The sequence below is a fragment of the Duganella caerulea genome, from assembly GCF_040362985.1.
GTDB lineage: Bacteria > Pseudomonadota > Gammaproteobacteria > Burkholderiales > Burkholderiaceae_D > Rugamonas > Rugamonas vulcania.
Genome location: NZ_BPWJ01000009.1, coordinates 219,834 through 229,883, shown reverse-complemented (window position 1 = coordinate 229,883; position 10,050 = coordinate 219,834). Strand labels below are relative to the sequence as shown.

At 62.1% G+C, this 10,050-nt stretch carries 12 protein-coding genes; all 12 read right to left on the bottom strand.

Features of this window, described 5'->3' with window-relative positions:
- Positions 1-304: 304 nt before the first annotated feature.
- Complete coding sequence (locus tag ACUJB0_RS25230; RefSeq protein WP_444847626.1) at positions 305-823, bottom strand: hypothetical protein; 519 nt, start codon at positions 821-823, stop codon at positions 305-307.
- Positions 820-1,539, bottom strand: coding sequence for a hypothetical protein (locus ACUJB0_RS25225; RefSeq protein WP_444847625.1), 720 nt, complete (start codon positions 1,537-1,539; stop codon positions 820-822). Before ACUJB0_RS25225 ends, ACUJB0_RS25230 begins: the two co-directional genes overlap by 4 nt.
- A gap of 16 nt (positions 1,540-1,555) precedes the next feature.
- Positions 1,556-3,196, bottom strand: a complete 1,641-nt coding sequence (locus tag ACUJB0_RS25220; RefSeq protein ID WP_444847624.1) for a GspE/PulE family protein — start codon at positions 3,194-3,196, stop codon at positions 1,556-1,558.
- Positions 3,197-3,207: 11 nt separating this feature from the next.
- Positions 3,208-4,392: a type II secretion system F family protein gene (locus ACUJB0_RS25215; protein ID WP_444847623.1), complete on the bottom strand. Its 1,185-nt coding sequence runs from the start codon at positions 4,390-4,392 to the stop codon at positions 3,208-3,210.
- 3 nt (positions 4,393-4,395) lie between these two features.
- Positions 4,396-4,824 (bottom strand): type II secretion system major pseudopilin GspG, encoded by a 429-nt coding sequence (gene gspG, locus ACUJB0_RS25210; RefSeq protein WP_444847622.1) that lies wholly within the window; start codon positions 4,822-4,824, stop codon positions 4,396-4,398.
- Positions 4,825-4,832: 8 nt separating this feature from the next.
- The gene (locus ACUJB0_RS25205; protein WP_444847621.1) at positions 4,833-5,285 is read right to left on the bottom strand and encodes a type II secretion system protein; all 453 of its coding nucleotides are present in this window, start codon (positions 5,283-5,285) and stop codon (positions 4,833-4,835) included.
- A 1-nt stretch (position 5,286) separates the two neighbouring features.
- The gene (locus ACUJB0_RS25200) at positions 5,287-5,673 is read right to left on the bottom strand and encodes a type II secretion system protein (protein WP_444847620.1); all 387 of its coding nucleotides are present in this window, start codon (positions 5,671-5,673) and stop codon (positions 5,287-5,289) included.
- Positions 5,660-6,139, bottom strand: a complete 480-nt coding sequence (locus ACUJB0_RS25195; protein WP_444847619.1) for a type II secretion system protein — start codon at positions 6,137-6,139, stop codon at positions 5,660-5,662. Before ACUJB0_RS25195 ends, ACUJB0_RS25200 begins: the two co-directional genes overlap by 14 nt.
- The gene (locus ACUJB0_RS25190; protein ID WP_444847618.1) at positions 6,136-8,427 is read right to left on the bottom strand and encodes a secretin GspD/PilQ domain-containing protein; all 2,292 of its coding nucleotides are present in this window, start codon (positions 8,425-8,427) and stop codon (positions 6,136-6,138) included. The genes ACUJB0_RS25195 and ACUJB0_RS25190 overlap by 4 nt, the downstream gene beginning before the upstream one ends.
- Positions 8,428-8,952: a hypothetical protein gene (locus tag ACUJB0_RS25185; RefSeq protein WP_444847617.1), complete on the bottom strand. Its 525-nt coding sequence runs from the start codon at positions 8,950-8,952 to the stop codon at positions 8,428-8,430.
- On the bottom strand, positions 8,945-9,499 hold the full coding sequence (locus ACUJB0_RS25180; protein ID WP_444847616.1) for a GspMb/PilO family protein: 555 nt from the start codon (positions 9,497-9,499) through the stop codon (positions 8,945-8,947). The genes ACUJB0_RS25185 and ACUJB0_RS25180 overlap by 8 nt, the downstream gene beginning before the upstream one ends.
- 209 nt (positions 9,500-9,708) lie before the next feature.
- The gene (locus ACUJB0_RS25175) at positions 9,709-9,912 is read right to left on the bottom strand and encodes a helix-turn-helix transcriptional regulator (protein WP_444847615.1); all 204 of its coding nucleotides are present in this window, start codon (positions 9,910-9,912) and stop codon (positions 9,709-9,711) included.
- Between the last annotated feature and the right edge of the window lie 138 nt (positions 9,913-10,050).

Below are 10,050 nucleotides of genomic sequence, written 5' to 3'. Positions count from 1 at the left end.
GGCAGCTTGGACGGACCGCGTCCGCCATCAAGCCATATCGAGAAAATAGGAAACCGCTAGTCAGGCTGGCGCTGGGCGCCGTGTCAACGACAAAGGCGGAGGCTGGCAAAAGGAAGAGCTGTGGAAGATGAACTGCATGAACCACCCCGATGAATTTATGTTTGTGCGAACAGAACGGAACCGCTGTTTCATCGGCGATTCATAAAGTTCCATATGGAAACATTGACAGTATGACAGACGAATATCGAGAAAAGTCTCACCAATCGTCACAATCATGACTTTTTTATCAACTGCCGCTCGCCGCCTAACCACCTGCGAGGCGCGTGCGCACCTCGAACGTCACCAGCGACATGCCGGCGCGGCTGATGTTCTTTTGCTTGGCCAGGTAGACTTCGGTCAGCGGCGCCTGCGCACCTAGCTTCGTCAGGTACGCGGTCAGTCCTTCCATGGTGCGCGCCTCCCCCCTCAACGTCAGGCGGCGGTTGGTCTTGTCGGGCAAAAATTCCAACAGTTCGATCTCCGGGCTGCTAGCCTGCTCCAGAGCCCTGAAGACCGGATACCATGAAAAGGCGCGCTCCACCGCCAGCGCTTCCCAGCGCAGTCGCTCGTCCTGCGCGGCGCGCGAGGGCTGGGGAGGCGGACGGCGCACGAGACGTGCCTGCACCACTGCCTGCGTGGCCTGCCAGCGCTGCGCCTGCTCAGCGCTGCGCACGGCCAAAACGCCTACCCATGCCGCCACCCCCAGCAGCGCCAGAGCCAACAGCCACACCGCCCACGACCACCTTGCACGCGGCCGCAGTAGCTGTCGATAGTTCCCGATCATCCCAAGCTCCCATGAGGCAATACCCGCAGCCGCACAGCGGGATAGCATTCACCGGCCGCAGCCTGCGCCGGCGCCGGGTCTCCGGTGGACCAGCAGCTGATCGTCGCCAGCCCGTCCCCCTGCAATTGCGCCCGCCGCAGCAAACGACGCAAGGCTATCTCGGTTGAATCCATGACCGGCTGCACATCCAGCCCCAGCAGGCCACCGCCGGCAAAACGCAACGCACTGACGCGCCGCGCTTCGCTCAGCACCAACAGCGTTTCCCCGCCACCGGCAAGCGCATGACGCCAATAGGCAGCGGCGGCAGACGGCAGCACGCTACGCAAGCGCAGTTGGTGCGCGGCGGCCAGGTCCGCCAGTTGCATCAGCGTGTCGGTCTGCACGGCAAACGCAATCCCTCCCCGCCCATAGCGCCGGTAACCATATTGCACCGTCCAGCCGGCGCCGTACACGCCGGCATCCTCCAGGCACGCTTCGGCATAACGCAATTGCTGCTCCGTCGTGCGCAGGCCGTCTTGCCACGGCAATGTGACAACGCGCGCCATCTCGTCGCTAAGCAGCAGGTCGAGGCCGGCTCGCTTCCACGCGCCGGCCGGGCGCTGACCCAACAATGCGGCGGCGGCATCGTACGGCCCTGCGCCATCGCCCCCGACGAGGCCAGCGGTCTGCTCCAGCAATTGCTTCCCCACATACAGCCATGCGCGGTCGGGAAACATCGCGAGACAACGCCGTTCAGGCCACAAACGTAACACGGTTCACCTCCTGCAAAGTGGTATGGCCTTCGCGCACCAGGTCCAGTGCAACATCGCGCAGGAAGCGGGTGCCCTGCAAGCGCGCCTGTTCCTTGAGCGCGCGTATGGGCGCACGGGCGATAATCAGTTCGCGGATCTCATCCGTCAGCCGCAATACTTCGGCGATGGCGCGCCGCCCTTTGTAGCCGGTGTTGCGGCATTGCGGGCAACCGCGCCCGGCGACAAAACGGTACGTCTGGGGATCGGCGATGTTCGATTCTTCCAGCAACGCCGCATCCGGGTTGTCGGCCTCCGCGCAATGCGGACAGTTCTGCCGCACCAGGCGCTGCGCCACCACCCCTGTCAGCGAGGACACGAAGTTATAGGGGTCAACGCCCATATGCATGAAGCGGCCAATCACATCGAAGGTGTTATTGGCGTGGACCGAGGTAAACACCATGTGGCCGGTGAGCGCCGACTGGACCGCGATCTGGGCGGTTTCGGGGTCGCGGATCTCGCCGACCAGGATTTTGTCCGGATCATGGCGCAGTATCGAGCGAAGGCCTACCGCGAAGGTCAGACCCTTCTTCTCATTGACAGGAATCTGCAACACGCCAGGGAGTTGGTACTCGACCGGATCTTCGATCGTGATCACCTTGTCTTCGCCATGATTGATTTCCGTCAGCGCGGCATACAAGGTCGTGGTCTTACCGCTGCCAGTCGGACCGGTCACCAGCATCATGCCGTAGGGCTCGGACGCAAGCCGCCGCAGCAACTGGATGGTGCGGGCGTCAAAGCCCAGCGAATCGAGCGTCAGGCGCTGCACGCTGTCCATCAGCGCTTTTTTATCCAGCACCCGCAGCACCGCGTCTTCGCCGAAAATGCTGGGCATGATGGAGACCCGGATGTCGATGTCGCGCCCCTTGGCCCCCACCCGGAAACGGCCATCCTGGGGAATGCGCTTTTCGCCGATATCCAACTCTGCCAGCACCTTGACGCGCGCGATCGCCTGCTCGGCCAGCACCGGATTGGACACCATCCCAATCCGGTTCAGCACGCCGTCAATGCGGAACTTAATCAGCAAGCCTTGGGGCAGCGTCTCCAAGTGGATGTCGCTGGCCTCCAGCCGCAACGCGTCAAACACGGTGGAGTTGATCAGCCGCACGGCGGGACTGGCCTCACCCTGGATGGAGGTCAGCGTCAGCTCACCGCTAGCATCGCGTTCCGCCTCGGCGACCTGCTCTTCGCCGACCGCATCGGCCACCGCGCTGAACATCGATTCATACGACTCCAGCTTGGCCATCACAGCCGCCGGGTCCGCCATACACAGCCCGGCGACGTTCAACGTGGCCAGCCAGGCGCCCAAGCCGGCCTGCTGCGGCAGGCCAAGCGCGGCGACCCGGCGGCCCTGCCCGTCCTCGCCTATCAAGGCGTGGCGCCGGACCATCTCGCCGTATTCGGCCACGGTGAACAGCGGTTGCAGTTGTTGCAGCGCGCCGTCGTCGAGCACCGGATAAGCCAGCAGCCGGGCCGCCTGCGCCAACGCGGCATCCACCGGCAAGTCGCACCGGGCCGCCAACCGCGCCAACCACAAGGCGGGCGCGGCACCATCCTGCGCAGCGGCAATCTGCTGCATGGTCATGTTGTGTATGCTCATACGATATTGGCCAAGTCAAAGATGGGGCTGTACAGCATTAACACGATCGCGCCGACCACCAAGCCGATGCCCAGCATCAGCACTGGCTCTATCAGCCGGCCGGCTGTGTCGATCCAGCGCGCCGTCTCCTGATCGTAGAAGTCGGCGATGCGTTCCATCATGTCATCCAGATTGCCGGACGACTCGCCGGCCACCAGCAGGCGTACCGCTACTTCTGTGCTCAAGCCGCATTCGCGCATGGCATGCGACATGGTCATGCCTTCGCTGACCAGGCGCGCGGCGTGGTCCACGTCGTCGTGCATCGCCGCCGGCAACGAGGCGCGCGTCATACGCATGGCGGCCAGCACGCTTAGGCCGCTGTGCAGCAGCATGGCCAGCGTACGGTACAAGCGGCCCAATTGCAGCACGCGTATGCGCTCACCTATCCACGGCGAGGCCACCAGGCGGCGATAGGCCGCGCGACGCATCGCCGGATGCAGCACGCCGATCGAAACGGCCAGGAGCATTGCGCCCACAGTCAACCAGGCCAGCAGCGTGTTATCGTTGACGAAAGCACCCCACCATTGCGCAAAACCAGCCTTGCCGTTGCGCATGGTGCCCGCATCCTCATACACGGAGGCAAAGCGCGGCAGCACATACAGCATCAGGAAAGTGATCACCAGCGCGCCCACGCCCAGCAAGATGGCCGGATACGTTGCGGCGGCCGTGAGTTTGCCGCGGATCTGGTCGACCTGCTGCTGGTATTGCATGTAGCGGTCGATCGACGCCCGCACCGTGCCGGTAGTTTCGCTGGAGCGCACCATGGCCACATACAACACGGGAAAGATTGACGGCAGACGGGCCATGGCATCGGACAACTGATTGCCCTGGCGTAGCTCGCGCAGCAGCACCTCGTACACCGCCTTGCTGCCGGGCTTGCGATCGTTCTGGCACAGCACATCGATCGCGTCTACCACGGTTTGCCCCGCCGCCAACAGCGAATGCATTTGCTGGTTAAATACCGATAAGTTGAATTCCCGGCGCGGCGTGCGCGCGGCCAGCAGCGTGCCGCCGGAGCGCAAGGCGATCACGCGGCCGCCGCGGCCGGCGATTAGCTGCCGTGCCTCGGCCTCGCCGGCCGCGTCGACCGTGACGTCTTCGATGGTGCGGCTGGCCGTCAGAATTTTTGCGTGGAATTGCACCGCTCAGTTCCAGCTGACGACATCGGCGTTCTCGTCCGCCCCACCCTGCTGGCCGTCGGCGCCATAGGACATGATGTCGTATTCGCGGCCAGCGTCGCCGGGCGAACGGTAAATATAGGCATGATTCCACGGATCGGCGGGGATGCCCTTCTTCAGATAGGCGCCGTGCCAGTTCGGCTCATTCGCCGGCTGGACAAACAGCGCCGCTAACCCCGCATCCGTGAGCGGATAGTGGCCGGTATCGATGCGAAACTGGTCCAGGCCTTTTTCGAAGGACTCGATCTGAGCCTTGGCGATTTGGGTCTTCGAACGGCCGATCTGACCGAAGTACTTCGGCGCCACGAACGCGGCTAACAAGCCGATGATGACGATCACGACCAGCAATTCCAACAATGTAAAGCCGCGCGCGGCGCGGATACGAACCTTGTGCATCCTGTCTCCTAATGAGGTTGATAAACGAATTGCCAATCGCTGTAATGCGCCGCGCCGGCGAAGCCGGCCAGGTCGGCGGAAAAGCCGTCCTGCTTCAACGGCTTGAGCGTCGAGCGTGAGCGCACGCCGATCACCCTGCCCGCCTCGTTATGCACCAACTCCCACTGCCCATCCTCTGTCATCGGGTCGCGGTACAACCTGCGCAGCGGGCGCCGCGGCACGGTGAACCGGCCGTCGTACAGCAGGTCGCTCAGCTGTTGCGGGTAGGTCTGAGCCGTACCGGGCGCATTGACGTAGTAATCGCGGATGGCGTCACGGTAGGCCAGACCCCGCCACAAAAGCTCGGCTTCCTTGTCGCGCCGTTCGGCCGTCAACGTCGTTTCTAACGCACGCACCGACACGATGGACAATATGGCGACCAGGAACATCACCACCACGTAGCTGAATCCCCGTTCGCGCATGTCACCAGTCCTTCAGCCATGTGCCGTCACGCGCCGTGTTCGGGGCGCCGCTGTGCACATCGGCCACGACGCCTTGCGCCGGGTCGGCGGCAACCACCGGTACCCAGCTCTTCGCGCTCTGCGTAAACGGGTCGACCGGTACCTTGCGCAAGTAGTGCTCCGTCACCAGTTCGTCCAGCGTTGCCGGATAGCGGTTACGGTCGGAATAAAACTTGTCGATGGAGTCGCGCATCAAATACAGATCTTCGCGCAGCACATCCTCCTTGGCCTTGTCCATATTGCCGAAGTAGCGCGGCGCAGCCAGCGCCACCAGCATGCCCAGAATGGCCAGCGTCACCAGCAGTTCGATCATCGTAAACCCCCGGCAGTGCCGTTCACCATTCCGCATAGGGCACCCCGTTCAAGCCGCTTTCATTCGACAGGGAATATACGTCAAACACGTCGACACCCGCCTGCGGCGCATCGGGGGGTGAGTCGTAACGGCGCTGCCCCCAGGTATCGGCCGCCGCCGCCTTGCGGTCGGCAAAAAACGGATCGCGCGGCAAGCGGCGCAGGAAATACTGCCTGGGCCCTGTCTTGTTCAGCGCGTCCGGCACTCCCGTCACTAGAGAGGTCAGCGACGGCGGATAGCCGGAGTCCCCCGTCTTCAGTTCGATATGGCCGCCCGCTGCGGCCAGTTTGTAGGCGTCGATACCGCGCCGGATGTCGCGCAGCGCCTGGCGCAGTTCGCGCTCCTTTTCGCGCCGCATGGTCGTCTGAACCACCGGTACCGCCACCGAGGCGAGGATGCCGATTATCGCGGCGGACGCCAGCAACTCGATCAGGCTGAAGCCCCCCGACTTTCGCAGGTTCATGGCGTGACCGTCATCTTGTGCGTGGCAGGCAACGCCGGCCGCCCCACCGATGTCTGCGCCCCGATCGGCATGAAAGCCATCACGCTGACCGCCGCATCCACCGCTGGACTGCGCGCTTTCAATTTCAGCGTCAGCAGCGGTTTGGCGCCGCTGGCGGCAGCCCCGCCGGCATCGAAGCCGAACGAAACGCGGCCGCTGGCTGCATCCACCGACTTGCTCATCGCCCCCTTTCCATCCTTGCTGAAGAAACCGGCATCATCGACGCTGACGAAGTCGAATTCCGCCGCGTTATAGCCCACTTGTGCGGAAGCGCCACGCAACGGGGCCGCGCTGTCGAGGTTCAGCGTCAGCTCCACCGTCTCACCATTTTTCACGCTCGCGGGGCCAACCCAGCCCAGCTGTGGCGCATTGGGTGCGGTGGCGGGCGTCCCACCGGCGGACGAGGCTGGCGCGTTCGACGCGGGTGCCGGGCCGGCGGACTGGCCCTTGTCGTCCAGCGAGCGCAACAACAACGGGCGATCGCGCAAGGTGGCCTCGGTACCGGACCAGAAACTCTCCGCCGCAGGGCCTTGGCGTTGGATATTGCGCACCAGGTGAGGCGTGATCGACAGCACGATCTCGGTTTTCTGGCGGCTGTCATTCTGGCTGCCAAACAAACGGCCCAGCACCGGGAAATCGCCGAGCAGCGGCACGCGGTTGCCGGACGAACGGTCCTCGTCGCTGATCAGCCCCGCCAGCACCTGTGTTTCACCATCCTTCAGGCGCAGCGCACTGGTAACGTTGCGCGTGCCGATCTGGTAGGCCTGCGAGCCGTTGTTGGTCTTGACCGACGAAACCAGGGAGCTGACTTCCAGGCTCAGCTTCAGACCGATCTCGTCGCGCAGATGGATGTCCGGCTCGACTTCCAGTTTCAACCCTACATCCAGATATTGAATATTTTCGGTGACGAATGTATTGGTGCTGGTGGTGGTGACCACTGGGACTTTATCGCCGATCATGATCTTGGCTTTTTCATGATCGCGCACCCGGATGCGGGGATTGGCCAACAAATTGGCGTCGCCATCGGTCTTTTGCAGGTTGATGGTGGCCGACGGCACGCTGATGCCCAATCTGTCCGAAGTCAGGTTGCGCAGATCGCTCAGCTTCATCGCCGAGGTGGAGGTGCCGCTGCCATTGCCGGGAATCGAAGTTGTCGTGCCCAGCGGCGTCAGCGTCAGCTGGCTGTTCCACTGTATCCCCGCATTGAGCAATCGTGAGCGGTTAATTTCCAGCACCTCGACCACCAGCATGACCTCCGGCTCCTCCAGATCCTGCAGGCGTATCAGTTTCTCGGCGAGCCCGATGGTTTCAGGCGTCTCCCGCAGGACCAGCATATTCGACCTGTCCTCGACATAGATATCCTTCAGTTTGAGTACCGTCTTCAGCATTGAGGCGGTTTGCTTGGCTTCGACATTGGCCAGATAGAATGCGCGCACCATCAAGTCCTGATACTCACGCTGCTTGGCCTGGGTGCTCGGATAAATCAGCACGCTGCTGGCATTCAGAATCTTCTTTTCCAACTGGCTGGTGGAGAGGATGACGTCAATGGCGTCGTCCAGCGACGTCTGTTTCAGAAATACCGTGGTGCGTTGCTCGGGCTTCACCTCGCGGTCGAAAATGAAATTGATGCCGGTGGTGCGTGACAGGGCGTCGAACACCATTTTGATGCTGGCGTCGCGGAATTCCAGGTTGACGGGCTTACGATAGATGGCGCCCAGTCGCGGCACGGTGACCACCTGCGCCGACTGCTGCGCCTCCAGTTCCGCCTTCAGCGCAAGTGCCGGTCCGTATCCAGGCACGCGCCGCAGGGCTGCGGCCGCGAGTTCGACCGCGCGGACGGCATCTCCTTCCTTGAGAGTTTTGCGCGCGGCGGCCAACTCGTCGTCGGCACGGTGCGTCTCTTCCAAGCGCGCCAGGCCGGCCTGAGCACGCTGATTGTCCGGATCGTATTGCAGGACAGTGCGATAGGCGGCGCCGGCCTTGACCGTCTCGCCCGCAGCCGCAGCTGTTGCGGCCGATGCTAGCAGTTTGTTACCGGCATCTTCGCGCGCGCGCAGCCAGTCACGGCGATAGGCCAAATCCCCCGGCGACAATTCCGCAGCTTTCGCCAATTCCGCCACTGCGGCTGTGTAATCCTGGCGCGCGAAAGCCTCCATACCATCATAATGATGGAGTTGCGCCGCGCAGCCGCCGAGCGCAGCCAGCAGCGTAACGGAGGCCAAACGGTAAAACCTGCCCTGCAATGTCATCTATTTGTCCTGTACGGGAAGGGGCAACAGTTGTCGCAGCCCCGAAGTAGTGTCTTCAAACTCCATCTGTGCTGCGCCGATAAGGACGACCTTATAGTGGCCATCCAGCAAATCCCCCTGCCGTGCCGGCACGAGTTGATCTCCTTGCCCCAAATAAATCACACGGTCGTCCCCATCGCTCATGCGCCCGAGGAAGCGGAAGGGCAGCGGCGCGGGGCCAGGCGGTGGGGTTGCCTCCGCCAGTATCACAGGCGCCACCGTCCTGGCCTGAGTCGACGGGGGAGGTAGTGGCGGCGCAGTCCATCCACGCGGTGCGAAAGGATTGTCTTCGGTGGCAAGCCAGTCCCGGGGCGGTTCAGCGCCATTGACCACTGGCTTGTTTTCTCTTTTTTCTTGCATGCTTAATGGCCGCTCTGGCGTGGCGCGCCGCGCCGGCGCCTCGTCCACCGGCAAGAAAATAGCGGTAATCGTAGCTGCCAGGGCTGAAAGCAGGACAGCCCAACGGACCTGCTGCGACTTATCCATTGTTCGTCTTACGGAAAAAAGCCGAGAAGGTCAATTGGCAAATCAACGTAACCGTCGCCACATCGTCACGACGGCAGCGCAGCGTATCCAGCGTCACATTGGGCTGCGCGCTGCTCAGTGCCGCAATGAATTTGCGCAATTCGGGGTAGCCAGCCTTGGTCTCCAAGGCGATTCGGTACCGTTGATACGGTTGGGCCGTGCTGCTTTCAAGCACGTACACCAGTTCATCGGCAGGAAGGCCGACATCCAAGGCGATGGAGTGGAATTCGGCGGTAAAAGTTGCACTATCGAAGACGGGAAGATTGGCCTCGACCACAACTGGCTGCGTTGCCAAGGGAGGCGCAACTCGCTCGCGGGATTTTAAGCCTTGAATTTCTCCTCGCGCAACGGAAATGCGCTCGGAATAATACCCCAAAGCCATTGCCGCAGCAGCCAGACAAGTGGTGGAGCAGAAAAGTACGGAAATCGCCGCTGGTTGCCATCGCCACAGTCGCAATAGATAAAAACCGCAGGCATCAAAAATCCAAAGGTGGTTGCGTGGAGCCACAATTATTGCTTAAAAATAAGTTTTCAGGAAGGCTTACATTATATTGAGTGGCTTGCCATGCAATCTAACCAATTGTCACGACTAATCCGCATAAATAGAATCGAAAATTAACGCAGGGCCTCTCGAATTCGACAGTTAATCAAGAAAGTGTCGTCAGCGCACGAGCGGCAACTTGAGGTTCCCTTTTGGAAGGCGGCTGCGGCCCTCGGTTACCTTGCCGCCATCCGTGCCCTGAGCCATGCCTCGATTTCGCAGCGCACCCATCCCGACGCTCGCGCCGAGAGCTTGACTTGCTTCGGGAACTCTCCCTTGCGGATCGCTTTGTAGATCGCGGCCCGCGACTTGCCGCAGACCGCCGTGACTTCGGGCAGTCGCATGATGCTGAGTTCCTGAACCGGTGATTGAACGTCCATTGCAACCTCATTACGAAAGAGTGATTGCCGCCGGTCCGGGGCGGAAAAAGACAGACCTGCAGGATGGCCGCGCCCTCCGTGAATCGGACAGGCTGCGAAGCTATGCTTCGCGGCCTGTCCGACCAACAATAGCGAACA